The following is a 25,636-nucleotide window of genomic DNA, read 5'->3' as shown; positions in this document are numbered from 1 at the left end:
CGCCTCCGAGCCGTTCAGAGCGTGTCTCTGGGTTATCTAGTCAGACTGCTTATGATGGCTGGCGCGAATACTCCTCCGACGACCGCATGTCACGCAGACTCACCGTGCTCTGTCTCGTCGCGTTGCTCGTCGTCCCCACGAGCGTCGCGCTCGCGGTCAACGCGCGCTTCGAGACGACAGTCCCGGAACCGACGATTCAGCCGGGCGCCACGCAGGAGCTGACGTTCGAGTTGAGTAACGACGCCGCCGACCCCGACGACACCGCCGAGACCGCCGGCGACGTGGTCGTGACCCTCGAGAGCGGCGACACGCCCATCGAGGTACGCTCCGGCCCCCGGCTCCTGGGTACGATGCCGGACGGCGATACGCGGACCGTCTCCGTCCGCATCGACGTCCCCGCGAACGTCTCGGCCGGTGAGTACCGCCTCCCGGTGCGGATCGACTACGACGACGAGGACACGGACCGCACGACGCGCGTGCGCTCTATCACCGTCGTGGTCCGCGAGCGCGCCCGGTTCGCCGTCGAGTCCGTCGAGACCGACGCCTCGGTCGGCGCGAGCGGGACCGTCGCCGTCGAGGTGACGAACGTCGGCGAACAGGCGGCGAGCGACGCGGTGCTCGAACTCCGGTCGGCCAACAGCGACCTCACGTTCGGCGACGCACAGAGCACGCGCCGGTTCGTCGGGTCGTGGGCCGCGGGCGAGACGAAGACCGTCGCGGTCGACGTCCGCCTGTCCGAGACCGCCGAGACCCGCGAGTACGCCCTCGACGGGACGGTCGAGTACGACGACGCCGACGGCGTCGCCGCGACGTCGCGTCGGCTCTCGTTCGGGGTGACGCCGGTGGCCGAACAGACGTTCGGCGTCGCGAACCTCACGAGCACGCTCCGCGTCGGCGAGGAGGGGGAACTCCGCGGGACGGTGCGCAACACCGGCGAGCAGCCGGCGCGCAACGCCGTCGTCCGCTTCGAGACGACGAACCCGAACGTCTCCCCGCTCGAACCGGAGGTAGCCGTGGGGTCGCTCGCCCCCGGCGAGACCGCCGCGTTCGCGTTCGACGTCGAGGTGTCCGACGCCGCCGAGGCTGGCCCGCGGCAGTTCACCCTCGGCGTCCAGTACCGCGACGGCGAGGGGACGCGGCGCGAGAGCGACCCCATCGACGCGCGCGTTCCGGTGGCCGAGTCGCGCGACGAGTTCGCGGTGTCGGGCGTGAACGCCACGTACGAGACCGGTTCCGACGGGGTGCTCGCGCTCCGGGTGACGAACGTCCTCGACACCCCAGTCAGCGACGTGTCCGCGAAACTGTTCGTCGACGCCCCCCTCTCCGCGAGCGACGACGAGGCGTTCATCCCGGAACTCGCCCCCGGCGAGACCCGCGAAGTCGTGTTCCAGGTGAGCCTCGCCGGCTCCGCGTACCCCAAAGTGTACCCCGCGGAGGTCGACTTCCGCTACCAGACGCCCGAGGGTGACACGCTCATCTCCGACACGTACCAGGTGCCCGTCACCGCCGTCGAACCGACCGACAGCGGCCCGTCACCGCTGCTCGTCGGCGGCGCCGTCGTGGCGCTACTCGTCGTGGTCGGCGGGGCGTACTACCTCCGCCGTCGATGAACGCCGAACGCCTCGTCGCGGCCGCGTCCGACGCTATCACCGAGCAGCCGGGACGCGTCGTCCTCGCGTTCCTCCTCGCCACGGCGGTGTTCGCGGCGGGACTCGGCAGCGTCTCAACCGAGGCGGGGACCGAGCAGTTCGCGGCGGGCATCCCGGCCGAGGAGGCGCTCTCGAACGTCCAAGACGAGTTCAACCCGACGTTCGCGCCCGACACGGGGTCGACGCAACTCGTCCAGCGGAACCCGAACGCGCTGTCGAAGCCGGCGATGCTCCGGATGCTCCGGACGCAGGAGCGACTGGAGGAGACGGAGGGGCTACGCGTCGTCGCCACCTCCAGTGCCGCCGCCACCGTCGCGGCGACGCTCGACCCGTCCGCGACGACGACGGAGGCGCGCGTCCGGGCGCTCGAGCGGGCGACCCCGGGGGAGGTGAGGGCCGCGGTCCGCGAGAACGCCGACAACCCGGCGTTCACCGGTGCCGTCTCGGACGACTTCAACGCGGAGGCGGCGTCCGCCTCCGCGACCATTGGGGTCGTCACCCACGAGGTGCCGGGCGTCGCCGCCGACGGTGCCGCCGCGGGCCAGAGCGGGGAGAGTCCGCTCACCCCCATCCAGCAGCGCGTCCAGTCCGTCGTCGGCGCGACGGAGGGGGACATCACGGTGTTCGGGTCGGGCATCATCGCCGCCGAGTTCTCCGCGGTCATCGGCGACTCGCTGCTCATCGTGACGCCCGCGGCCGTCGTCCTCATCGTCGTCTTCCTCGTCGTCGCCTACCGCGACCTGCTCGACCTGCTCCTCGGGTCGTTCGCGCTGCTGCTCGCCATCGTCTGGACGTTCGGCTTCCTCGGACTCGCCGGCATCCCGTTCAACCAGGTGATGATCGCCGTCCCGCCGCTGTTGCTGGCCGTCGGCATCGACTTCGGTATCCACGCCATCAACCGCTACCGCGAGGACCGCCAGACCGGCCTGCCAGTCGGCCGGGCGATGGAAGTGGCGGGCAGGCAACTGCTCGTCGCGTTCTTCATCGTCACCGGGACGACGGTCATCGGCTTCCTCTCGAACCTCACGTCGGGACTCCCTCCCATCCGCGACTTCGGCTTCGTCGCCGCCGTCGGCATCCTGTTCACCTTCCTCATCTTCGGGGTGTTCCTCCCGGCGGCGAAGGTGTGGGTCGACCGTCGGCGCGAGCGCATCCCCATCCCGGTGTTCAGCCAGTCGCCGCTCGGCGCGGAAGGATCGTGGGTCGCCGGCGTGCTCCGCGTCGGCGTCGTCGTCTCCGAGAAGGCACCCGCGGCGTTCCTGGCGCTCGTCCTCCTCGTCACCGTCGCCTCGGGGGCGTACGCCACCGGCGTCTCCACGTCGTTCTCCCAGGAGGACTTCCTCCCCCCCGAGGAGACCCCGGCGTACCTCGACGCCCTCCCCGAACCGTTCGCGCCCGGCGACTACTCGGCCACCGCGACGCTGAACTTCCTCGACGAGCGGTTCACGGCGAGTCAGGGGGGGTCAGCCGTCGTCTACGTCGAGACGCACATGGAGCGCGACACCGCCCTCGAGGAACTCCACCGGATGGGGTCGGACCCCCCGAACACGTTCGTCCGGACCGACGGCCGCGCGGAGTCACAGAGCGTCGTCGCGGTCGTCGAGTCGCGCGCGGCCGACGACCCCGAGTTCCGGGAACTCGTCCGGCGGAACGACCGGGACGCGAACGGCGTCCCCGACGACAACCTCGGCGAGGTGTACGACTACCTCCTCTCGTCGTCCTCGCGGGAGGCGACGCTCCAGTACCTCGCGGAGGACCGCCGGAGCGCGCAGGTCGTCTACACCGTCGAGGGGGACGCCGACCAGGCGGCCGTGACCGCCGACGCCAGGCGGGTGGCCGAGCGGTTCCGCGGCGAGGCCATCGCGACAGGCGGAATCGTGGTCTTCCAGGCGGTGTCGGACCTCATCTTCGACTCGGCGGTGACGAGCCTGGCGACGGCGCTCGCGCTGACGGTGGTGTTCCTGCTCGTCATCTACCTCGTCCTCGAGGGGCTGCCGTCGCTCGGCCTCGCCAACACCGTCCCCATCGTCGTCTCGGTGGCGCTGGTGGCGGCGACGATGCGCGCCACCGGCATCTCGTTCAACGCGTTCACCGCGACGGTCCTCTCGCTCACCATCGGCCTCGGCATCGACTACTCGGTCCACGTCGTCCACCGGTTCGTCGACGAGCGGCGCGAGACGGACCTGGAGACGGCGCTCGAACGCACGGTCCGCGGCACCGGCGGCGCGCTGCTCGGGAGCATGCTCACGACGACGAGCGGCATCGGCGTGCTGGTGTTCGCGACGCTCAGCATCCTCGGACAGTTCGGGACGCTCACCGCCGTCTCGGTCCTCTACTCGTTCGTGGCGTCGCTGCTCGTGCTCCCCTCGACGCTGGTGGTGTGGGACCGGTTCGAGGGCCACGACCCCGACCGGCCCATCGGCCACGCCGAGCCGGACGACTCGAACGGCTCGTCACTCACAGCTGCGAGCGCCGACTGACGCCGTCGACCCCGGGGGTCAGAATCGGTCGGCGCCTACCGCCGCACTTCGAACCCGGTCTCACCCTCCGGGTCGCCGTACTCGACGTCCACGCCCTCGACGACGGCCGCACTGCTCCCGGTGTGGCACCACTCGACCAGCGCCTCCACGTCGTCGCTGGCCCCCTCGAAGACCGCCTCGACCCGGCCGTCGTCGAGGTTCCGGACCCAGCCGTCGACGCCGTGCTCTCTGGCCGTCTTTCGCGTCGTGTCGCGGTAGTAGACGCCCTGCACTCGTCCCGAGACCAACACGTGCGCGCGGATGCGGTCGCCGTCCGTGTCTGTGCTCATGGGCGGCGGTACGCGCGTCGCGGACGAAAAGCCGGCGGCGCTCCGTTCTCGGTGTCCGCTCCGGGCGCCCGTCGCCGTCGACGCGTTCTCCGGGACCGTCCCGGTCGTCGCTCGGAGGGGTGAATCCGGGGGACTCATGGGCGTGCCGGCGAACGGACGGGTATGAACCTCTTCGGAACCGCGGGAATCCGCGGGAGCGCCGCCGAGCGGGTCACCCCCGACCTCGCGCTCGACGTGGCGCGCGCCGTCGGCGCGGCGGCGCGCGAGGACGGCGACCGGGAGTTCGTCGTCGGCCGCGACGGGCGCGTCACCGGTCCCGCGCTCGCGGCGGCGGTCGAGGCCGGTCTGGAGTCGACCGGCGCGACGGTACGGCGGGTCGGGCAGGTGCCGACGCCGGCGCTCGCGTTCGCCTCGCGCGGCCGCCGCGGCGTGATGCTCACCGCGTCGCACAACCCCCCGCCCGACAACGGCATCAAACTGTTCGTCGACGGGGTCGAGTACGCCGAGACCGCCGAGGCCGACGTGGAGTCGCGCGTCGCCGCGGGGACGGCGACCGCGCGGTGGGACGAGTGGGGCGACGGGACGCGCGCCGACCCGCTCCCCGCGTACCGGCGGGCGGTCGCGGCGTACGCGAGCGAGTTCGGCGCCGACCCCGGCGACGTGCGCGTCGGGGTCGACTGCGGCAACGGGGTCGCGTCGGTCGCGACCCCGCAGGTGCTCCGCGCGCTCGGGGCGGGCGTGGTGACGCTGAACGCGAACGTGGACGGCCACTTCCCGGGGCGCGAGTCGAAGCCGACCGCCGAGACGCTGGCGGGCTTCCGGGCGTTCGTGCGCGACGGGGGCGCCGACGTCGGCATCGCGCACGACGGCGACGCCGACCGCCTCGTCCTCGTCGACGGCGACGGCGACGTCGTCCACGAGGACACCGTCGTCGCGGTGCTGGCGGAGCGGTACGTCCGGACCGCCGACGGGGACGACCCGGTGGTCGTCACGACGCCGAACGCCTCGGGACGCATCGACGAACGGGTCGAAGCCGCGGGCGGCCGGGTCGAACGGGTCGCGCTCGGCTACCTCCACGACGGTATCGCGTCGGCGCGGGCGGGCGGCGGGGACGTGGTGTTCGCGGCCGAGCCCTGGAAGCACGTCCACCCCGCGTTCGGCGGGTGGATCGACGGCGTGGTCAGCGCGGCCCTCCTGACGCGTCTCGTCGCGGAGGAGGGGCTGGACGCGCTCCGCGCGCCGGTCACCGAGCGGCCGTACCGCAAGGAGAGCGTCGCCTGCCCGGACGACGCCAAGCCGGCCGTGATGGCGCGGCTGACCGACGGCCTCCCGGCGGCGTTCCCCGACGCGGAGGTGAACACGGAGTACGGCGTCCGGCTCACCTTCCCCGACGCGGCGTGGGCGCTCGTGCGCCCGAGCGGCACCGAACCGTACCTCCGGGTATACGCGGAGAGCGACGAGGTGGACGCGCTCGTCGAGGCGGTGGCCGACCGCGTCTCGGCCGCCGTCGACCGGGAGACGTAGCACGCCGGGGCGTTCGCGCCGTCTCGCGTCCCACCGCCGCTCGCGCGATAGGGCGTGCCAGCGGCCGACACACCGGGCACAGGTAGAAGAACGATCGCCCGGGAGTCGCCGTATGGAACTCGTCGAAGCCACCGCCGACGACCTCGACGCACTCGTCACTCGCTGGTACTCCCTCGCAGAGGCGATGGAGGCGTACGACGAACTGAACGAGCTATCCTACGCGAGCGTCGAGGACGTCCCAGCCGATGGCTTCCGTTCCCATCTCGACGACGCGGACGTCACCGACTACCTCGTCGTCCACGAGGGCGAGACCATCGGCTTCGTCACGCTCCGGGAGGGTCGCCACCCCTCCCGGCAGTACTCGCAGTACCTCCGCATCGTGAACCTCGGTATCGACGAAGCCCACCGGAACGGCGGTCACGGTACGGACGTCGTGGAGCGCGTGAGGGAGATGGCCCGCGACCGGGAGTGTGACCACCTCACGGTCTCCTGTGAGTGGCACAACGAGGGCGCGCGCCGGTTCTACCGCGAGGCGGGGTTCCGACCGAAGCAGGTCGACTACGCGCAACCGGTAGAGTGAGCCGGGAGACGCCCCCGGGACGCGGAGAACCGGCGGCGCTGCCCGCTGACCGTCTCGTCTTCGTCTTCTGCTGAGGACCCCCCTGTACTCGGCGCGTCAGTTTCCAGCAACTGTCGAACGGTTCGACGGGGCCGCACTGCTCTCTCCCGGTCGTAGTCGGTCGCTCGCGACGCGCGCGTGGTGCGCCGGTCGGCCCAATACGACGATTTTAAACCGGAATGTCACACGAATACGGTATGGACCGGAGCTTCGACAGACGCGCGTTCATCAGAGGAGCCAGCGCCGCGGGCCTGCTCGGCCTCGCGGGCTGTGCCGGCGGCCCGACCGGCGAGGGCGAGTCGACGACCGCCGCGGAGGCGACCGAGACGGAAGCCGGAACGACCGAGGGCTCGGAGACGACGGCATCGGGGACCGAGGCGGAGACCACCGAGGAGTCGACCGAGACGGAGGGGTCGAGCGACGGGGGTCAGATTCACGTCGGGATGGTGTACGCGACGGGCGGGCTGGGCGACGGCTCGTTCAACGACCAGGCGCAGACGGGCATCCAGCAGGCCGCCGAGGAGTTCGGCCTGTCGTTCGACCAGTCCCAGCCGGACGAGGTGTCGCAGTTCGCCCAGTACCAGCAGCAGTACGCCCAGTCGACGGACCCCGACTACGACCTCGTGTCGTGTATCGGGTTCCTCCAGTCGGACGCGCTGGCACAGACCGCGCCGCAGTACCCCGACCAGGACTTCATGATCGTCGACGCGGTGCCGACGACCGAGTCGGGCGACATGTTCCCGAACGTCGCCGCCTACACGTTCAAGGAGCACGAGGGGTCGTTCCTCGTCGGCCAACTGGCCGGCATGCTCACGACGCAGTCGTTCTCCGCGGGCGCGGGCGGGACGACGGCCGACGCGGCGAACGTCGGCTTCGTGGGCGGCGTCGAGAGCGACCTCATCAAGAAGTTCGAGGCGGGCTACCGGGCGGGCGTCACGGAGGCCGCCTCGGACGCGGAGATACAGAGCAGCTACGTCGGGAGCTTCAACGACCCGACCGCCGGGCGGGAGGCGGCGCTCGCGATGTACAACGGCGGCGCCGACATCGTCTACCACGCCGCGGGCAACACCGGGACGGGCGTGTTCCAGGCGGCCCAGGAGACGGACCGGTTCGCCATCGGCGTCGACCGTGACCAGTCGACGACGAAGCCGGACTACGCGAACGTCATCCTCGCGTCGATGGTCAAGCGCGTCGACACCGCCGTGTTCAACGCGGCCGAGGCGGTCGTCAACGGCAACTTCGAGGGCGGCACCGCGGTCAGCCTCGGTCTCAGCGAGGAGGGCGTCGCCATCGTCTACGGGTCGGAACTCGGCTCGGCCATCCCCTCGGAGGTCAAGAGCACCATCGACGAGTCCCGGCAGGCCATCATCGACGGCGACATCACGGTGCCGACCTCCCCCTCGGAGGTCTGAGGCGGCGAACGGCCGACGTCGTCGGGGACTCGACGCGAACGGGACGACGGGCGGGCCCTCGCAGCCACGCTTTTGGCGGCACCGGGCGTACGCCGGCGCGTGCCAGTCGCTCCTACTCCCCGAGAGGTGTTTCGTCGGGCGGTGGCCGAGGGGGAACGGCGTCTCGACCAGTCGACGATAGAACTCGTCTCGACCAGCTTCATCGCCGGGTTCACGATCGTCTTCGGGATGGTCGCGCTCGGCATCGTCGAGGGGATGGTCGAACCTCTCGTCGGCGAGGCGGCGCCGATCGCCGGGGCGCTCGCGTTCGCGCCCGGCGTCGTCTTCCTGATCGTCGGCCGGGCGGAACTGTTCAACGAAAACTTCTTCGACCCGGTCGCGAAGGCCGTCGACGCCGACTCGTGGCTGCTCGGACGACTCCTTCGTCTGTGGGGCGTCACCTTCGTGTTCAACCTCGTCGGCGGCGCGCTCATGGTGTACGTCTTCTCTGTCGAGGGGGCGTTGAACACCACGACGACCGGGGCACTTCGCCACACCGCCGACGAGATCGCCCGCCAGACGGCCCTCGCGGCGTTCGCCGACTCCATCGCGGGCGGTGTGCTCGTCAGCCTGCTGTCGTTCTTTCTGTTGGCCGTCGATGGCGTCGGAAGCCGCATCGCTCTCGCGTACCTCGTCGGCTTCCTGTTGGCGCTCGGGTCGTTCGACCACGTCATCGTCACCGTCCTCCACCTCCTGTTGGGCCTCCTCTTCGGCGCCGGGTACGGCCCCGGAACGATAGCGGGGACGGCGGCCGTCGTCACGGCGGGGAACGTCATCGGGGGGCTCGGTCTGGTCACGCTCACGCACGTCGCACAGGCGAGAGGCGCGGACGCCTAGCCGGCCGTCTACAGCGGAGTTAGGGGGGAACGCGCCGGTCCACGACGAAACGCGGCGTTTATACTCGCCCCGTCGAAAGCCCCGACGAGATGCCAGAGGCCGTCCGCCTCGACGGAATCACGAAGCGCTTCCCCGGCGTCACCGCGAACGACGACGTGACCCTCTCCGTCGAGCGGGGGACGGTGCACGCCCTGCTCGGGGAGAACGGGGCCGGCAAGACGACGCTGATGAACGTCCTCTACGGGCTGTACGAACCCACGGAGGGCGACGTGTACGTGAACGGCGACGGGCTGGAACGCGACGACGGCGGCTCGTACGTCGACGACCCCCGGCGGTTCGACTCGCCGCGGGACGCCATCGACGCCGGCGTCGGGATGATTCACCAGCACTTCATGCTGGTCGACCCGATGACGGTGGCCGAGAACATCACGCTCGGGAACGAACCGCGCAAGTGGGGCGGGCTGTCGGTCGACCGCGAGGCCGCCCGCGCGGACGTACTCGACCTCTCGGAGCGGTACGGCTTCGACGTGGACCCCGACGCCACGCTCGCGGACGTCTCGGTCGGCGTCCAGCAGCGAGTGGAGATTCTGAAGGCGCTGTACCGGGGCGCGGACGTGCTCATCCTCGACGAGCCGACGGCGGTCCTCACCCCGCAGGAGGTGGAGGACCTGTTCGACGTGCTCGACGAACTCACCGACCAGGGGAAGACGGTCATCTTCATCACCCACAAACTGGGCGAGGCGCTGGAGGCCGCCGACGAGGTGACCGTGCTGCGCGACGGGCGGAACGTCGGGTCGGTCCGGACCGCGGACACCACCTCCGAGGAACTCGCGGAACTCATGGTCGGCCGGGAGGTCGTTCTGGAGACGGACCACGCGCCGGCCACGCCCGGCGACCCGGTGTTGCGCGCCGAGGGCGTCACCGCCGAGGACGACCGCGGGGTGGTCGCCGTCGACGGCGTGTCGCTCACCGTCCGCGAGGGGGAGGTGTTCGGCGTCGCGGGCGTCGACGGCAACGGGCAGTCCGAACTGGTCGAGGTCGTCACGGGCCTGCGCGACCCGGAGGCCGGTTCCGTGTCGCTCGACGGCCGCGACGTGACCGACGCGTCCCGGCGCGAACGAACGCGGCGGGGGATGGCGTACGTCCCGGAGGACAGACAGGAGCGCGGACTGGTGATGGCGTTCGACCTCGTGGAGAACGGCGTCCTCGGGAGCCAGCACGACGAACCGTTCGCCAGTGGAGGACGCATCGACTGGGACCGCGCGGACACGCACGCCGCGAGCGTCGTCGAGGAGTACGACGTGCGCCCGCCGGACACGGACGCCGAGGCGCGGTCGCTGTCGGGCGGGAACCAGCAGAAGTTCATCGTGGGCCGGGAGTTCGCCCGCGACCCGGACTGCATCGTCGCCTCCCACCCGACCCGAGGGGTCGACATCGGCTCGACGGAGTTCATCCACGACCGCCTCATCGAGTTCCGCGACCGGGGAGAGGCGGTGCTGCTCGTCTCCTCGAAACTCGACGAGGTCCGGGGACTCTCCGACCGCCTCGCGGTGATGTACCGCGGCCGCGTCGTCGACGTGGTCGACCCCGACGCGGTCACGGACGAGCAGCTGGGCCTGCTGATGGCTGGCGAGCGCCCGGACGACGTGCCGAGCCTGCGCGGCGGTGAGACCGAGGCCCCCGGCGAGGACGCCGAGTCGGTCGGAGAGCGAGAGCCGAACGACGCCGCACCCGGCGGAACCGGGACGGGCGAAGGTGACGCATGAGCGACGGCGATTCTGGACCGGGCTCCGGCTCCGGCGTCGGGGCGCGCGAGCGGGCGTTCGCTCTGCTCTCGCGGCTCGTGCGGGCCTCGGCCGCCGAGCGGCTGTTCATCTCGGGGTCGGCGCTGCTGCTGTCCGTCGCCATCGGCTACCTGCTCATCCTCGCGGCCGGGCGGATGACCACCTGCGGCGCGGCCGCCTACTCGCTGTTCGGCGTCGGGTTCTGTTACGACCCCCTCACCGTGTACGACCGGCTGTTCCTCGGCGCGTTCGGCAACCTCGCGGCGAACCCGCTCAACGGCCAGTTCGCCACGACGCTCTCGGAGACCACCATCCTCGTGTTCACCGGCCTCGCCGTCGCGGTGGCGTTCAAGGCCGGCGTGTTCAACATCGGCGGGCAGGGTCAACTCGTCGTGGGTGCGCTCGCCACCGCGGTGGCGGTGCTCGTGGTGGCGCCCGCGTTCTCGGGCGTCGTCGGGACGCTCGTGCTCGTTCCCTTCGGCCTCCTCGTCGGCGCGCTCGGCGGGGGGGTGTACGGCGCGATTCCGGGCGCGCTCAAGGCGTACGCCGACGCCAACGAGGTCATCACGACCATCATGCTCAACTTCGTCGCTACCGCCGTCGCGCTGTACCTCGTCCAGGACCACTTCAAGGACCCCGAGAGCTTCGCCACCCAGACCCGCCCGCTGCCCGCGTACGCCCGGTTCCCGGAGGTGGTGTTTCCCGACCGGGCGGGCGTGTCGCTCGTGGCGCTCGCGCTCGCGGTGGGACTCGCGTTCGCCGTCGCGTACCTGCTCGCGCGGACCTCGTTCGGCTACGACGTGCGGACGAGCGGGCTCCAGCCCGACGCCGCCGAGTACGGCGGCGTCGACGCCGCCCGGACGGTCGTCGCGAGCATGACGCTCTCGGGTGCGCTCGCGGGGCTCGGCGGCGCGGTGTACGTGCTGATGGTGCTCGGCAACTTCCAGACCGGCGTGCCCGACTACGGCTTCGACGGCATCACCGTCTCCATCCTGGCGGGCAACAACCCCGTGGGCGCCGTCGCCGCGGCGCTGCTGTTCGGCGTGCTGAAGTCGGGGAGCATCGTCGTCGACGTGGGGACGAACGTGCCGCCGCAACTGGTCGGCGTGCTCCGCGGGCTCATCGTCCTGTTCGTGGCGATGCCGGAGTTCTTCCGGCTCGTCGGCAGACGGCTCGGCGTCGACCGGCCGGAACGGGGTACCGTCGCCACCGACGGGGGTGAGCGCGAGTGAGCACGGTCGTTCCGCTCCTCGCACACAGGCGCGCTCGGAACGCACGATCGGGAGGTGTCCGCTCGTGAGTACGACCGTCGGCGGACTCCGCGAGCGCGCGGACGACGCCGGACTCCGGGTGTATCTCGGGCTCGCGGCCGTCGCGGCGGTGCTCGTCCTCGTCGCGATGGGGTTCGCCGCGCCCGACTCCACGGCCGGCCGGTTCGTCGACGTGCTGTTCGCGAACTCCACGCTCGCGTCCGCGCTGCGCCTCTCGGTGCCCATCGCCTTCGCGGCGCTCGGCGGCATCTTCGCCGAGAAGGCGGGCGTCATCAACATCGGGCTGGAGGGGCTGCTCATCATCGCGGCGTTCGCCGGCGTGTACGCCACCGACCTGCTCGGGAACGTCTGGCTCGGCCTGTTCGGGGGCGTGCTGGCGTCGACGCTGCTCGCGCTCCTGTTCGCGGTGGTGTGTATCGAGTTCCGCGCGGACCAGATAATCGCCGGGCTGGCGGTGTGGCTCATCGCGCTCGGACTGGCGCCGTTCGCCTCGCAGGTCGTCTACGGCAGCACGAACACCGACAGCGTGCCGACGTTCGCGACCCTCCCGCGCATGGGGATTCCCGTGCTCTCGGACGCCGTGACCGCGGAACTCGTCGGCGGGTACGCGCTCGTGGACGTCCCGTTCTTCGGGGCGCTGTTCAACGCCTCGCCGATGGTGTACCTGATGTTCGTCGCCGTCGCGGCGTCGTGGTGGACGCTCAACCGCACCGCGTTCGGCCGGCACGTCCGCGCCTCCGGCGAGAACCCGAAGGCGCTCGACACCGCCGGCGTGAACGTCTCGCGGGTGCGCTACGCCGCGGTGCTCCTCTCGGGCGTGCTGGCGGGCGTCGGCGGCGCGGCGCTGTCGCTGTCGCTCGGCCAGTTCACGGGGAACGGGCCGACGATGGTGAACGGGAAGGGGTTCATCGCCATCGTGGCGTACCTGTTCGGCAACTACAACCCAATCGGGACGCTGCTCTCGACGCTGCTGTTCGCCGGTCTCGACGCGCTCCAGCTCGTGTTGCAGGCGCGCGCGGTCATCGACGTGCCCGACCCGCTCGTACGGACCATCCCGTACGTCACCGTCGTCGTCGTGCTCGCGCTGTTCGGCCGGACCCGGACGCCCGACGCCGCCGGCGAACACTACGAGTCGGGCGAGGAGTAGCGCGAGGTCCTCCGGTCGGGCCGCCGACAAAAGCGCGGCGCGAGTCGAGCGAGCGGCGGCGACGTTTCGGGCGTCGCCGGTAGACCGGGCGCCGCGTCTCGTCTCCCCGGTCGCTCGCCCCGCCGAGCAATCGTTTCCTCCTTGCGGACACCATCGGCGTATGAATATGACGAACGACTCACCAACCGAGGCGAGCAACGAACGGCTGGTCGAACGGTTGTTGTCGGGGGTCTGGACCGAGCGGGACGTGACAGTGGTCGAGGAACTCGTCGCCGACGACGTGGTAGTCACCAACCCCTCGTTCGGGGTCGAACTACACGGCAGAGACGAGTTCGGCGGGATGCTGGAGACGGCGCTCGACGCGTTCCCCGACGCCGAGACGACGACGAACCGCCTCCTCACGGACGACGAGACGGTCGTCGTCCACTGGACGGTCCGAGGGACTCACGAGGGGCCGTTCCTGGGAATCGAGCCGACCGGGACGACCGTCGAGTGGGAGAACGTGAGCTTCTTCACCTGCGTTGACGGCCGAATAACGGAGTACTGGGCACTCTCGGACGCGGTGAGCTTTTTCCGTCAGCTGGGGACGTTCCCCGAGTGAGTCGTCCACCGTCGCGCCGTCGGCTACGCGTGGAGGCGCGTCGGCCGACCGAGCGCGAATAACGAACTTTTTGCCGGGGCGGACGCGAAGGGAGACAATGACCACGCACGAACCCGACATCGCCGTCGTCGGCGCGGGGACCGCCGGCTGTTACGCGGCCGCGACGGCGGCCGACGCGGGACTCGACGTCGCCGTCGTCGAGCGGAAGAGCGCCGAGGAGGCGGGACACATCGCCTGCGGCGACGCGCTGAAGGGCGCGGACGCGTTCCCGGACGCCATCCCCAAATCCGAGATACAGTCGGCGTTCACCAACACCGACGTGACCCACGGGCGGTTCGAGATACCCACCCACGACACGGTGCTCGACATCCCCATCCCGGGGGAACTCGCGGTCATCGACCGGTGGGAGTACGGACGCCTCATCATCGACGGGGCCGAGCGACGCGGCGCGGAGGTCCACTACGACACCGTCGTCCAGGACGTCCTCCAGGACGACGACGGACGGGTCACGGGCCTGCGCGCGAAGCGGAAGGGCGACGTCGTCGAGTACGACGCCGGCGTCGTCGTCGACGCGGCTGGGTCCCTCTCCATCCTCCAGGACCGGGCCGACCTGTCGGGGGCGACGTTCGACACGAACGTCTCCTACTCGCAGTTCTCCTCGGCGTACCGCGAGATACTCGAAGTCGACGAGGAGGTGGAGTGGCGCGACGCGCTCGTGTTCAAACCGACCGAACGGGCGGCGGGCTACCTCTGGTACTTCCCGCGTACGGGGACGGAAATCAACGCGGGGCTGGGGTTCCAGATGAGCGAACCGCCGATGAAACTCGTCGAGGACCTCAAGCGCGACCTGCGGGACCGCCCGGAGTTCGAGGGCGCTCGGGTGACCGACAAACTCGGGGCGGCGCTCCCCACCCGCCGCCCGTACGACTCGGCGGTCGCCGACGGGTTCCTCGCCGTCGGCGACGCGGCGGGCCACGTCAACCCCACCACCGGCGGCGGCATCGCTGGCGCGGCGTACGCCGGGAAGTACGCGGCCGAACAGGCCATGGACGCGCTCGCGGACGGCGATACGAGCGAGGAGGCGCTGTGGCACTACAACGAGCGCGTGATGGACCACTTCGGCGCGCGCTACGCCGCGCTCGACGTGTACAACGTGCTCTCGACGGCCGTCGACGTGGACGAACTGATGGGACTACTCGCCGCCCTGCCCGGCGAGAGCCTCGCGGAGGCGCTCTACTCCGGGACGACGTCGGTCGGCCCGCGCCTCGCGCTCCAGGTCGCCCGGAAGAGCTACGGCTACTGGAGCCAGATTCTCGACTTCTACCGGACGAAGCGCGTCGCCGACGACCTAATGGCGCACTACCGGCGCTACCCGTCCCGGCCGTCGGCGTTCGACGCGTGGCGCGACCGGCGCGACGACCTGATGGACGAGGTGTACGCGGTGACCGGAGCGGACCCGAAGTACTGACGCGACCGGTGGCGCGCCGGAGCCGACCGACGGACCCGGTCGCGGCCGCCCGATTCTCGCGTGCGTCGGCGTCGTGCGGGCGTCCCACTCCACCACACCGTCGTCGACCGGACCCCGGTCCGCGTGTCTCAGAAATACCCCGCCGGGTCGCCAACAGCGGGAACGGGGGACTGGAGGAAGGTCACGACAGCCCGATCAGCGGCGACCGTTCTCGGGTTGGCGCGCCGTACTCAACCGTCTTCGCCGGTCGGGCGCTCTGGCGACCCGCGCGCACGACGGTCGGTCACGGCCGCCGCGCGGCGACTTCGAGTACCGACCGCGAGAGGAGTTCGACCCCGATGTCGAGCGACGCCTCGTCGACGTCGAACGTGTCCGTGTGGTGCCCGCCGGGGTGGTCCGTCCCGACGCCGACGTACGTCGCGTAGCCCCCGTTGGCCTGCACTGCCTGCATCAGGTACGTCGCGTCCTCGCTCCCGCCGAGTTCGTCGCGGTCGAGCACCGAGTCGACGCCGTCGACGCCGGCGGCCACCTCGGCCACGACGTCCACCAGTTCGCCGTCGCTGGTCGCCGACGGGGCCATCCCGAGTCGGTCGGTCGTCACGTCCACGTCGTGCATCTCCGCGGCCGACCGGAGGACCGTCTCGGCCTTCTCGTCCATGTACTCCATCAACTCGGTCGTCTCGCCGCGGACCTCCCCCTCCACGAACGACTCCTCGGGGATGATGTTCGTCGCGGTGCCGCCGCCGACCAGCCCGGCGTTCACGCGCGTCGCGCCGTCGGCGTGCCGCGGGATGGCGTAGAGGTTCTGAATCGCCGTCGCCATCGCCTGCACGGTGTTCTTCCCCTGCTCGGGGTGCCCGCCCGCGTGAGCCGACTCCCCGTCGAACTCCGCGAGGAAGTGCGAGACGGCGAGGAAGCCGTCGACACCCGCGACAACCTCGCCCGTCGGGTGGTCGAGACCGACGTGGGCCGCGAGCAGGTACTCCACGTCGGCGAGTAACTCGGAGTCGGCCATCGGCTTCCCGCCGACCACCTGCTCCTCGCCGGGCTGGAAGAACACCTTCAGCGTCCCCTCGAAGTCGGAGGCGAGTATCTCGTCTATCACGCCGACGCCGAACGTGGCGTGGGCGTCGTGCCCGCAGGCGTGCATCCACCCCTCGTTCTCCGACCGGAAGCCGACGTCGGCGGGCGCGTGGTCGGCGTCGGCCTCGGTGATGGGGAGGCCGTCGATGTCGACCCGGACGCCGACGACCGGGCCGTCACCCCGGCGGACGACGGCGACGGCGCCGGTGCAACCGCCTTCGAGTTCAGCGAGGACGTCCTCGCGCGCGCCGGCCGCCCTCGCGCGCTCGAACCACTCGTCCATCTCGGCCTCGTCGGGGACGTTCATCCGCTCGGAGCCCAGGATTGAGGGGCCGTAGTGGAGTTCGTCCACGTCGCGCGTCTCCAGTTCGGCGACGATGCTGGCCGTGGTGTAGAACTCGCACCACGCCGGTTCCGGGTGGCGGTGGAGGTCCCTGCGGAACCGAACGAGGTCGTCGTGTTCGACGGCGAGACTCATGGACGAAGGTCGGTACGACCCGGCATAAAGCCGGGCGTCGCGGCGACGCGGTGGCGTGACGAAGCCGGTCGAACAGGGTGCCGACGAAAAATGCGAAAAGGAAGGGAAACGAGCGGAGCGGGCCGGAAGCGACCCCGAGTCAGGGCTCCGGAGGCTACGCGGACGAACCGCCGGCGGCGTCGTCCGCCGGGTCGAAGACCCAGACCATGTTGTTCTCGTGGAGGTCGGTGTCCTCGCCGATGACGACGCGACCGTCGTCCATGACGACGACGTTGTCGGGGTTGGCGATGGTCTCCTCGGGGTCCTGCTCGGCGTCGGCCAGCATGTCTTCGAGGGGTGCCGTGCCCGCGGCGTAGAGTTTCCCGGTGACGCCCTCGGTGTCCTCGGTCTCGGGCGACTCGTTCTGCGGGTTGAACTCGCAGTCCTGACAGACGGACGCGTTCGAGTTCGGCGCGGCGTCGGCCTGACAGCCGCCGCAGATGTTGGCCTGCGGGCCGCCGGTGACGGCCGGTTCCATCCGGCTCACGTCGTCCCCCTCTTCGAGTTGTAGCCGGTAGACCGCGCCGTAGTCGTTGCCCCGTAGCCGGATGTCCCCCTCGTCGTCGGCCATCGTCTCGGTGATTTCGGACATCGAGACGTACATGTAGTCGCCGACTTCGGCGTTCCGGCGGACGTTGATTCCCTCCATCTTCCGGAACTCGTCGGTCGCGCCGACTTTCGCGGCGGCGCGCTCGGCCTCGAGGAACGCGACGCGGTCGTCCGCGGCGTCGCCGTCGACCCACTCGTCGACCTCTTCCTCGGTGATGTAGCTGTTCTCGCCCTCCGTGTAGTCGGCCTGCGTGACGCCGTCGTACTCGGCGATCCACGACTCGATATCGGCGTTCGTGGCGTGCGCGAGTTCGACCCACTCGATGTCGAAGCCGACCGTGTTGAAGTCGTCGCCGCTGTCGCCGGTCGCCTTCGCGGCGTACAGCGTCCCCGCCGAGAGGTCACCCGCCTCGTCGGCGACGAACGTGAACAGCACCTTCCCCGTCCCGTCCGAGGTGGTGTACGCCGTCTTCTCGTCCGGCATCACCACCGCGTTCTCGTGGGTCGACCGGCCGAGCGTGAACTGCTTGACCGGTGTCGGGTCGCCGCTGCCGGGCTGGGTTATCTCGACGATGTAGCCGTACCGGTACGGGTTGGAGTACCCCTCGCGGAAGACGCCGTCGTCGTCGGGTTCGTGGCCGAGGTAGCGCGCGAGCGGCTCGGCGTCGCCGACGTAGTCCCAGTCCGGGCGTTCCACGCCGGGGTGCCCGGCACCGAGTAGTTCTCCTCGGAGGTGAGCGGCGTCCCCCACGGACTGACCGTCCCGAAGCAGTTGGTCATCGTCCCGCCGACGTCGCGGAAGTCGACGTTCGCCTTCTCGCCGACCTCCCAGGTCCCGCCGTCGCCCATCGTCAGGTGGCTGCGCGAGACGTCGCCCGGCACGTGCTCCCAGTTGGTGAACAGGTAGCCCTCGTTCTCGCCGCCGCCCGTGTCGCTCTCGCCGCCCGAGAGGGCGACGGTGAGCGTGTGCTCGCCGGGACCGAACGTCCCCGTCGCCGAGTCGACGAGTTCCTGGAGGGCGCGCTCTCGAAGGAGAACTCCCCGCCAGGGAGCGTGTAGGCGGCCAGCGAGAGCGTGATGTCGTCGCCCTCGGAGACGGCGAACGACACCGTCGCCGTCCCGTCGTTCGCCTCGATGGGCTCGGCCGTGACGCGCCGGCGGACGCTCTCCTCGAGCGAGTTTATCCACGTGTCCCGCTCGGTCACCTCGCCGCCGCTCGCGTGCGCGTACTGGATGAGGCGGCTCTGCGCGCCGTAGAAGTCGTCCTCGTCCTGGCCGAGTCGGCCCTCGACTTCGTCTTTCACGAAGTCTATCTGGTAGCTCCCGGCGCCGTTCCCGTCGTTCGCCCGCGCCGTCTCGACGTCGGCCATCGAGACGAACCCGTTGTAGTCCGGGTCCGTCCCGCCGGTGAGTTGCTCGCCGTCGGGCGTGTACGCGAAGCCGAGTCGCTCGTCCTCGCCGCGCGTGTCGTCGCCGCCGTACGCGAGCACCTGGTAGTTGCCCACCGCCGTCCGGACTTCCGTCTTCTGTTCCTGCGTCTCGGGGGGCTGGAGGCTCCCGAAGTCGCGCGGGAGGTCCGCCATCGTCGTCCCGGTGAGCGCGCCGACGCGCCCGAACTCCGTCTCGCCGTCCTGGTTCACGTCCGGGTGCTGGACGTTGAAGAAGAGGCGGTTCGTCCGCGTCAGGTACAGCCCCGTTATCTCCGCGCCGAGTACCGTCGTCGCGAAGCGGTTGAGGGTCGGTCCCCCCGCCGCCTCGTCGTCGCCGTCTGTCTGCGCCGATACTGCCGCCGGGGAGAGAGCGAGCGCCCCGAGCAGCCCCAGCGTCCCTCTCCTGGTGAGTTCCGACATGTACGCGACTCTCGTCGGGCCGTCCTCCTCAAAATTTCTAAGACCAAATGAGTGGAATATTGTCGCCGCCGGACCGGTCAGACGTCCGGGGTCCGGACCGGACCTCGCCCGTTCCCGGGGGAGCGGTCCCGGGCACTATGTTTACCCGGTGGTGTCGTGAGGGTGGCCCGTTTCCACCTGCCCGAGGGCGTTCGCCCTGCTCACCCCGCTCACTCCTCCTCGTCGTCGTGCAGTCGGACGGTCATCACCGGCTGGTCGGCGGCCCGGACGATGCGCTCGGTGACGCTCCCGAGCAGGTAGCGGTCGAGCCCCCGTCGGCCGTGCGTGCCCATCACGATGAGGTCGACCTCCTCCTCGTCGGCGTAGTCGAGGATGGACCGGTAGGCGGTGCCGGAGACGACCCGTTCGACCACGGGAACGTCCGCCGCTCGGGCCGCCTCGACGACGGTGTCGACCGCCCCCTCGCCCTCCTCCTCGAGCGCCTCGATGACGACGCTCGACCCGGCCTCGAGCGTGGAGTACGCCGTCGCGTCGACGACGTACAGCGCGTGAATCCGCGCGTCGAATCGTTCGGCCAGGGTCACCGCGTGTTCGATGGCGGCGGCCGCCGCCGCGCTGCCGTCCGTCGGAACGAGTATCTCGTCGTACATCGCGGGTCGAAATTCCCGCGACGGGGAGGTAAAGCCGACGGCGGTCGGCGTCAGTCCGACCGACCCGCGCGGACCGCCTCCTCGCACGCGCGCAGCGCCTCGTACCGCTCCGTATCGCCGAGCGCGACCGACTCGACGACCGTCCACGCGCCGTCGCGGAGCCCGAGTCCCTTCACCCAGGCCTCGGTGGCGAGCAACAGCCCGTCGGTCGGGCCGTCCTCGTCGACCGCGACCGCCAGTTCCACCGCGTCGGCGCGGTTCAGCGCCGCGATCTCGCCCGCCGACAGCGGGCGGTCCGGGAGCGAGGTGACCAGTGACACGCCGGAGAGGGGCGTCCGAGCGGAAAGAGGCTGTCGACCGCGTTCGCCCGGTGTCACCCGCGGGCGAGCGCGTCGTCGGCCGCCGACACGACAACGGCTAACGGGGTCGCGTCCGTCGACCCGGTCATGTCGGACGCCCCGAACGTACCGGACGCACTCGACGCCGATCTCGTCGCCGAGAAGGTCGCGCAGGCGCGGACCGCGGTCGCGGACCACGACACCGTCGACGCGTGGCTCACGTTCTGCCGCGAGACGGACGAGATGCCCGAGCCGTGTCTGCCGTACCTCCTCGGGTTCGACGTGGTGTGGCCGACCGCCGTCGTCGTCGGCCCGGACGACTCCGCGGTCGTACTGGGACGCCACGACGCGCCGAACGCGGAGCGACTCGGCGTCCACGAGGTCCGCGCGTACGACGAGTCCATCCGTGACCCGCTCCGGACCGTCCTCGAGGGGATGGGCGCGGAGACGGTCGCGCTCAACTACGACCGGACGACACCGCCGCCGACGGACTCACCCACGGGCTGTACCTCCGCCTCCGGGACCTCCTCCCCGACCGCGAGTTCGCGAGCGCGGGCGACCTCGTGGGCCGCGTCCGGGGGCTGAAGTCCGCGACGGAGCACGAGCGAATCGAGCGCGCGGCCGAGGAGACGGAGGCGCTGTTGCAGGCGGCCGCGAGCACGTGGACGCCCGACACGACCGAGGCCGAGTTCGCGGCGTTCCTCCACGACCGGATGCGCGAGCGCGACCTCGGGTCGGCGTGGGCGTGGGACTGCTGCCCCACGGTCCACATGGGCGGCGAGAGCGAGGTCGGTCACACGCTACCGGGCGAGCACGCGCTCGGCGAGGGGGACGTGCTCCACGTCGACTTCGGCGTCCGGACGGACGGGTACGCGGCGGACATCCAGCGGGTGTGGGTCCGCGGGGAGCCGAGCGATGACCTCCGCGCGGCGTTCCGCGACGTGCGCGCGGCCATCGACGCTGGGATGCGCACCCTCGACCCGGGCGTGCAGGGGTACGAGGTGGACGCGGCCGCCCGCGAGGAACTGACCGAGCGCGGGTGGCCGGCGTTCGAGCACGGGTTCGGCCACCAGGTCGGCCGGGCCGCCCACGACGGCGGGACGCTGCTCGGCCCGCGCTGGGACCGGTACGGCGACACTCCGCGCGGGGAGGTCCGCGTCGGCGAGGTGTACACGGTGGAACTCGGCGTGGCGACCGAACACGGCTACGTGGGGCAAGAGGAGATGGTCCGCGTGACCGACGACGGTCCCGAGTGGGTCACCCCACCCCAGACGGCGTTCGGGACGCTGTGACCGGCACGCCCCACCGTCGAGCGCGAGGCGGTCTCGTTCGTCTCCGCTGTCGTTCCCCGGGGTGAGGGACGTCCCTTCTAAGGGAATTCGCCCGACCGGGACGGTCAAGTATGCGGGGGTCTGACACCCTCTGTGAACTGGGCCACGCTCGGGATGCAGTTTGGGGTCGTCCTGGCGTTGGTCGCGGGCGGTCTCGTCACGGCCGCAATCGACCGCGCCCGGGGGGACGACCGGGAGGCGAGAGAGGGGAACGCGAGCGTCGAGAGCGCGGGGGTTCTGGCGTCGGTCCGCCATCGACTCCTCCTCGGCGTGCCGTTCGGCACGCTGACCACGGTGGCGTTCGTCCTCGGGGTGTACCTGTTCGTCCAGGGTGGATACGACCACTGGTACGCGCCCGTCGTCATCCCGTTCCGGGCGTGGTCGTACTTCGAGCCGCTGGGGCTGCTCACCGCGGGCTTCGCGCACGCGGGCCCGGGTCACCTCCTCGGCAACCTGATGGCGACGCTGGCGCTCGCGTCCGTCGCCGAGTACGCGTTCGGGCACTTCCCGACCGACCGCGGGACCGCGTCGTTCGGGTCGTGGCGCGAGCACCCGTACGTCCGGGCGTTCCTCCTCTTCCCCGCCGGGGCCATCGTCGTCGGACTCGCGACCGCGGTGTTCTCGCTCGGCCCGGTCGTCGGGTTCTCGGGCGTCGTCTTCGCGTTCGCGGGGTTCGCGCTGCTCTACCGGCCGTTCACGACCGTCGTGGCACTCACCGGGTCGGGCGCGCTCACCGTCGCGTACAACGCGCTCCGGTCGCCTGTCGTCGTCGCATCGGCTCGCCCGGCGTACGTCACCCCCTGGTGGGCGGGCATCGCGGTTCAGGGGCACGCGCTCGGCCTGCTGTTCGGTCTGCTGGTGGCGTTCGCGCTTGCGCGGGCGCGCGACGACGACCTCCCGCGTCCCCCCTACCTGTTCGTCGGCGCGCTCCTGTTCGCGGTCGAGCAGTCGCTGTGGGCGCTCTACTGGTATCGCGGGGGCGAGACGTACGTGCTCTACCGCGGGGCCGGCCTCGCGCTCGTAATCGTCCTCGCGGTGCTCGTGGCCGCCCTGGGGACGCGCCGGTGGCGGTCCGTCCGCGGCGCGTCGGTCCGCGAGGCGCTCGGCCGCGCGACGCCCGCGATGGCGGCCACGGCCTGCCTGCTCGTCGTCACCGCCGGACTCGCCGGCGCGGCCGTCCCCGTGAGTCTCACCACCGTCGACGACGACTCACTCCCCGGCCAACCGGTCGAAGTTCGCGGTTACGAGGTGACGTACGCCGAGGGGGTGGAGAACGGGATGGTGTCGGCGGTGCAAATGGAGGCGTTCGGCGAGACGACGAACGTGAACACCTCGGGCGTCATCGTCCGCAACCCCGAACGCGGCGTCTGGACGACGGCCGTGGCGAAGGGGCGTCTCGCGTTCGCCGGTCGGTCGACGGTCGTGCTCGGTGGACTCGGGTGGCGCGAGACGGTGACGGCCGTCCGCGAGGGGTGGCGCGCCACCGGCGGCAACGTCACCTACCACGTCCGCCTCCGGCACGACGGCGAGACCCGCACCGCGTACGTGGCCCCGCCGGCGACTGCCGGTCCGCGCATCGCTGGTCGGAGGGTTACGGTCGTGCCGGTCGACGAGACGTTCCTGCTTCGAGTCCAAGAGGACAACCAGACGACGTGGGCGGCCGTCCCCGACCAGAACGAGACGGTGTCGGCGGGTGGGCTCTCGTTCGCTCGCGAGGGCAAGACGGTGTACGCGATGACCCAGGACAACGCCACGCGGGTCCGTATCGCGAAGAAGGAGACGTACGGCGGCGAACGGCAACTGGAGTGAGTCAGGCCGCGTCTCGGTCCCCGTTCCACTCGACGCGGAACAGTTCCGCGTCCAGGTCGCGCCGTTCGGCCGTCTGGTGGTCGTACTGGCGCTCGAGTGTGAGCGTCACGTCGAACGCGTCGGTGACGGTCCCCCCCTCGTCGGCGGCGAACGACTCGACGAACGCGCGACTCCCGGCGTTGTGGACCGAGTAGGAGACGGACGCGAGGTCGGCGGCGGCGGCGAGGAAGCGCCGGTCGGCGTGCTCGTTCCCCGCCTGTGCGCCGAACGGCGGGTTCATCACCACGGTCGTCGGCCCGTCGGGACACAGCGGCGGCCGGGTCGCGTCGGCGTGGAGCCAGTCGACCGGCGTCCGCGCGCCGACGCGGCGCTCGTTCGCGCGGGCGACCGCGAGCGCGCCCCGGTCGAGTTCGACGCCGACGACGCGGGCGGCCCCGCGGAGTGCGGCGCCGAGCGCGAGCATGCCGGTCCCGGTCCCGAGGTCGAGGACGGTCCGGCCGGCGATGTCGCCCCGGAGGTCCGCGAGGTGGACGACGTGGGCGGCGATGTCGGCGGGGGTCGGATACTGTTCGAGCGAGGCCGTCGGGTCGGTGAACCCGGCGACGACGGCCAGCTTCCCTTCGAGCGTCCGTCTACTCACGTCGGACGTTGGCGGGCCCCGTCACCGTGAGACTGACACCCTCGCGCTCCGCGCGTTCGGCCAGCGCGGCCAGCGCCGGTTCCACCTTCGTCGGCTCCGCGACCTCCTCGGCGACGACGCGCACGCGATTCGCTCCGAGGAAGGAGGCGGCCCGGACCAGCCCGCGAATGCGGTCGGCCTCCGCCTGCGTCTCGATGGAACAGTCCGCCGCGAAACACGCCTCGATGCGGAGCCCGGCCGGCAGGTAGCCCGCCGCGTCGAGTTCCGCGCGGAAGTCGCGCAGGTACTCCGGCGCGGTCGACTCCAGCGTCGCGGCGTCGATGGTGACCGGCTCTACGTCCGCGGGTTCGCTCGCGGCGACCGCCCGCTCCACGTTCGGACTCGGTGCCGTGCTCGTGCTCATGCGTGTCCCCGGATAGAGTGCGGTAATACAAAAGCGTTTGTGAATGCACAGTGGTTATCTGGCGGGCCGGGTAGCTTTACCCGTCTGGCCGCTCGTAGGGTCAGAGACCGGTCGAACGAGCGGCCGATTCGGGGGCATATTCGCTTCGGTTCGCGTCGAGCGCGCGAACGCCGGGAAGTAGCGAACCGTCGCTCGAGTCCCGCGTATTCCGTCCACCGTGCCACCCAAAGTATTAAATAGGAGCCACGACACAAGACTTATAATGGAAGGTCCGAGCCGACAGCGACAGCGGGAGCAAGCGGAGTCTGAAAAGCAATCGGACGAGTCGGTAGAGTGCCCGGAGTGCGGGTCGGCCGAGGTCATCATGGACGCGGACCAGGGGGAACTGGTCTGTGACGACTGCGGGCTCGTCCTCGACGAACGCCAGATCGACCGCGGGCCGGAGTGGCGCGCGTTCAACCACTCCGAGCGACAGTCGAAGTCGCGTGTGGGCGCCCCGGTGACGGAGACGATGCACGACAAGGGGCTGACCACCACCATCGACTGGAAGGACAAGGACGCGTACGGGCGCTCGCTCTCCTCGGAGAAGCGGTCGCAGATGCACCGCCTGCGCAAGTGGCAGGAACGCATCCGCACGAAGGACGCGGGCGAGCGCAACCTCCAGTTCGCGCTCTCGGAGATCGACCGCATGGCGAGCGCGCTGGGCGTTCCCCGCTCCGTGCGGGAGGTGGCGTCGGTCATCTACCGACGCGCGCTCAAGGAGGACCTCATCCGCGGTCGCTCCATCGAGGGCGTCGCCACCGCCGCGCTGTACGCCGCCTGCCGGCAGGAGGGCATCCCCCGCTCGCTCGACGAGGTGGCCGAGGTGTCGCGCGTCGAGCAGAAGGAGATCGGACGGACGTACCGCTACATCTCTCAGGAACTCGGGCTGGAGCTCAAACCGGTCGACCCCAAGCAGTTCGTACCTCGGTTCGCCTCCGCGCTCGGCCTGAGCGAGGAGACGCAGGCGAAAGCGACCGAGATAATCGACGTCTCCGCCGAGCAGGGACTCCTGTCGGGGAAGTCCCCCACGGGGTTCGCCGCGGCGGCCATCTACGCGGCGTCGCTCCTGTGTAACGAGAAGAAGACCCAGCGGGAGGTGGCGGACGTCGCGCAGGTCACCGAGGTCACCATCCGCAACCGCTACCAGGAACAGATCGAAGCGATGGGCTTCCGGTAACGCTCCGGCCGCTCACCCCTCCGCAGTCTCGGCGCCTCGACTCTCCGACTTTTCGACGTACCGCTCACGCCGTCCGCCAGCCGCGCC

General features: G+C 70.8%; 24 protein-coding genes. 15 read left to right on the top strand and 9 right to left on the bottom strand.

Going from position 1 to position 25,636, the window contains the following annotated elements:
• The first annotated feature begins 86 nt into the window (after window positions 1–86).
• Both AC6RUA_RS04945 and AC6RUA_RS04940 read left to right on the top strand, forming a co-directional pair.
• Window positions 87–1,610 carry a COG1361 S-layer family protein gene (locus AC6RUA_RS04945; RefSeq protein ID WP_499814828.1) on the top strand — a complete coding sequence of 508 codons (1,524 nt, stop codon included), beginning with the start codon at window positions 87–89 and terminating at the stop codon, window positions 1,608–1,610.
• Entirely contained in the window at window positions 1,607–4,129 is a 2,523-nt protein-coding gene (locus tag AC6RUA_RS04940; RefSeq protein WP_499814827.1) for an efflux RND transporter permease subunit, read from the top strand. The genes AC6RUA_RS04945 and AC6RUA_RS04940 overlap by 4 nt, the downstream gene beginning before the upstream one ends.
• A gap of 35 nt (window positions 4,130–4,164) precedes the next feature.
• Here the strand turns inward: AC6RUA_RS04940 and AC6RUA_RS04935 are convergent, their stop codons facing one another.
• Complete coding sequence (locus AC6RUA_RS04935) at window positions 4,165–4,458, bottom strand: acylphosphatase (RefSeq protein ID WP_499814826.1); 294 nt, start codon at window positions 4,456–4,458, stop codon at window positions 4,165–4,167.
• Between the two features lie 162 nt (window positions 4,459–4,620).
• On the opposite strand from AC6RUA_RS04935, the gene AC6RUA_RS04930 reads away from it, so the two are divergent.
• From AC6RUA_RS04930 to AC6RUA_RS04890, 9 genes are all read left to right on the top strand, one after another.
• On the top strand, window positions 4,621–5,982 hold the full coding sequence (locus AC6RUA_RS04930; RefSeq protein ID WP_499814825.1) for a phosphohexomutase domain-containing protein: 1,362 nt from the start codon (window positions 4,621–4,623) through the stop codon (window positions 5,980–5,982).
• 112 nt (window positions 5,983–6,094) lie between these two features.
• Entirely contained in the window at window positions 6,095–6,562 is a 468-nt protein-coding gene (locus AC6RUA_RS04925; RefSeq protein ID WP_499814824.1) for a GNAT family N-acetyltransferase, read from the top strand.
• Between the two features lie 236 nt (window positions 6,563–6,798).
• Window positions 6,799–8,013 carry a BMP family lipoprotein gene (locus tag AC6RUA_RS04920; protein WP_499814823.1) on the top strand — a complete coding sequence of 405 codons (1,215 nt, stop codon included), beginning with the start codon at window positions 6,799–6,801 and terminating at the stop codon, window positions 8,011–8,013.
• A 99-nt stretch (window positions 8,014–8,112) separates the two neighbouring features.
• Complete coding sequence (locus tag AC6RUA_RS04915; RefSeq protein ID WP_499814822.1) at window positions 8,113–8,889, top strand: formate/nitrite transporter family protein; 777 nt, start codon at window positions 8,113–8,115, stop codon at window positions 8,887–8,889.
• Window positions 8,890–8,978: 89 nt separating this feature from the next.
• The gene (locus tag AC6RUA_RS04910; RefSeq protein WP_499814821.1) at window positions 8,979–10,655 is read left to right on the top strand and encodes an ABC transporter ATP-binding protein; all 1,677 of its coding nucleotides are present in this window, start codon (window positions 8,979–8,981) and stop codon (window positions 10,653–10,655) included.
• Window positions 10,652–11,905 (top strand): ABC transporter permease, encoded by a 1,254-nt coding sequence (locus AC6RUA_RS04905; RefSeq protein WP_499814820.1) that lies wholly within the window; start codon window positions 10,652–10,654, stop codon window positions 11,903–11,905. The genes AC6RUA_RS04910 and AC6RUA_RS04905 overlap by 4 nt, the downstream gene beginning before the upstream one ends.
• A 64-nt stretch (window positions 11,906–11,969) precedes the next feature.
• Window positions 11,970–13,091, top strand: a complete 1,122-nt coding sequence (locus tag AC6RUA_RS04900) for an ABC transporter permease (RefSeq protein ID WP_499814819.1) — start codon at window positions 11,970–11,972, stop codon at window positions 13,089–13,091.
• Between the two features lie 166 nt (window positions 13,092–13,257).
• The gene (locus AC6RUA_RS04895) at window positions 13,258–13,692 is read left to right on the top strand and encodes an ester cyclase (protein ID WP_499814818.1); all 435 of its coding nucleotides are present in this window, start codon (window positions 13,258–13,260) and stop codon (window positions 13,690–13,692) included.
• Between the two features lie 97 nt (window positions 13,693–13,789).
• Window positions 13,790–15,160: a geranylgeranyl reductase family protein gene (locus AC6RUA_RS04890; protein WP_499814817.1), complete on the top strand. Its 1,371-nt coding sequence runs from the start codon at window positions 13,790–13,792 to the stop codon at window positions 15,158–15,160.
• A 283-nt stretch (window positions 15,161–15,443) separates the two neighbouring features.
• Here AC6RUA_RS04890 and AC6RUA_RS04885 read toward each other — a convergent pair whose 3' ends face one another.
• The 6 genes from AC6RUA_RS04885 to AC6RUA_RS04860 all read right to left on the bottom strand — a co-directional run bounded on the left by AC6RUA_RS04885 (window position 15,444) and on the right by AC6RUA_RS04860 (window position 20,129).
• A complete protein-coding gene (locus AC6RUA_RS04885) occupies window positions 15,444–16,721 on the bottom strand; it encodes an amidohydrolase (protein WP_499814816.1) in 1,278 nt (425 codons plus the stop codon).
• 154 nt (window positions 16,722–16,875) lie between these two features.
• Complete coding sequence (locus AC6RUA_RS04880; protein ID WP_499815401.1) at window positions 16,876–17,874, bottom strand: alkaline phosphatase PhoX; 999 nt, start codon at window positions 17,872–17,874, stop codon at window positions 16,876–16,878.
• Window positions 17,871–18,089 carry a hypothetical protein gene (locus AC6RUA_RS04875; RefSeq protein ID WP_499815400.1) on the bottom strand — a complete coding sequence of 73 codons (219 nt, stop codon included), beginning with the start codon at window positions 18,087–18,089 and terminating at the stop codon, window positions 17,871–17,873. Before AC6RUA_RS04875 ends, AC6RUA_RS04880 begins: the two co-directional genes overlap by 4 nt.
• A 71-nt stretch (window positions 18,090–18,160) precedes the next feature.
• A complete protein-coding gene (locus AC6RUA_RS04870) occupies window positions 18,161–19,159 on the bottom strand; it encodes a hypothetical protein (RefSeq protein WP_499814815.1) in 999 nt (332 codons plus the stop codon).
• Window positions 19,160–19,368: 209 nt separating this feature from the next.
• On the bottom strand, window positions 19,369–19,809 hold the full coding sequence (locus AC6RUA_RS04865) for a universal stress protein (protein WP_499814814.1): 441 nt from the start codon (window positions 19,807–19,809) through the stop codon (window positions 19,369–19,371).
• A 50-nt stretch (window positions 19,810–19,859) separates the two neighbouring features.
• Window positions 19,860–20,129 (bottom strand): DUF7964 domain-containing protein, encoded by a 270-nt coding sequence (locus AC6RUA_RS04860; protein ID WP_499814813.1) that lies wholly within the window; start codon window positions 20,127–20,129, stop codon window positions 19,860–19,862.
• A gap of 126 nt (window positions 20,130–20,255) precedes the next feature.
• Between AC6RUA_RS04860 and AC6RUA_RS04855 the strand changes: the two genes are divergently transcribed.
• The 3 genes from AC6RUA_RS04855 to AC6RUA_RS04845 all read left to right on the top strand — a co-directional run bounded on the left by AC6RUA_RS04855 (window position 20,256) and on the right by AC6RUA_RS04845 (window position 23,287).
• Window positions 20,256–20,732 carry a hypothetical protein gene (locus AC6RUA_RS04855; protein WP_499814812.1) on the top strand — a complete coding sequence of 159 codons (477 nt, stop codon included), beginning with the start codon at window positions 20,256–20,258 and terminating at the stop codon, window positions 20,730–20,732.
• Window positions 20,711–21,439: a M24 family metallopeptidase gene (locus AC6RUA_RS04850; protein ID WP_499814811.1), complete on the top strand. Its 729-nt coding sequence runs from the start codon at window positions 20,711–20,713 to the stop codon at window positions 21,437–21,439. The genes AC6RUA_RS04855 and AC6RUA_RS04850 overlap by 22 nt, the downstream gene beginning before the upstream one ends.
• A 132-nt stretch (window positions 21,440–21,571) precedes the next feature.
• Window positions 21,572–23,287: a rhomboid family intramembrane serine protease gene (locus tag AC6RUA_RS04845; RefSeq protein ID WP_499814810.1), complete on the top strand. Its 1,716-nt coding sequence runs from the start codon at window positions 21,572–21,574 to the stop codon at window positions 23,285–23,287.
• A gap of 1 nt (window position 23,288) precedes the next feature.
• Here the strand turns inward: AC6RUA_RS04845 and AC6RUA_RS04840 are convergent, their stop codons facing one another.
• A complete protein-coding gene (locus AC6RUA_RS04840) occupies window positions 23,289–23,927 on the bottom strand; it encodes an METTL5 family protein (protein ID WP_499814809.1) in 639 nt (212 codons plus the stop codon).
• Window positions 23,920–24,330, bottom strand: coding sequence for a DUF7961 family protein (locus AC6RUA_RS04835; RefSeq protein ID WP_499814808.1), 411 nt, complete (start codon window positions 24,328–24,330; stop codon window positions 23,920–23,922). The genes AC6RUA_RS04840 and AC6RUA_RS04835 overlap by 8 nt, the downstream gene beginning before the upstream one ends.
• Window positions 24,331–24,592: 262 nt before the next feature.
• Here AC6RUA_RS04835 and AC6RUA_RS04830 point away from each other — a divergent pair, with 262 nt between their 5' ends.
• Window positions 24,593–25,549 (top strand): transcription initiation factor IIB, encoded by a 957-nt coding sequence (locus tag AC6RUA_RS04830; RefSeq protein WP_499814807.1) that lies wholly within the window; start codon window positions 24,593–24,595, stop codon window positions 25,547–25,549.
• The last annotated feature ends 87 nt before the right edge of the window (window positions 25,550–25,636 follow it).

The organism is Halorarum sp. SLYT50 (assembly GCF_059821265.1).
Note: the sequence above shows the minus strand (reverse complement) of the source record. Positions and strands in the feature narration are given on the sequence as shown.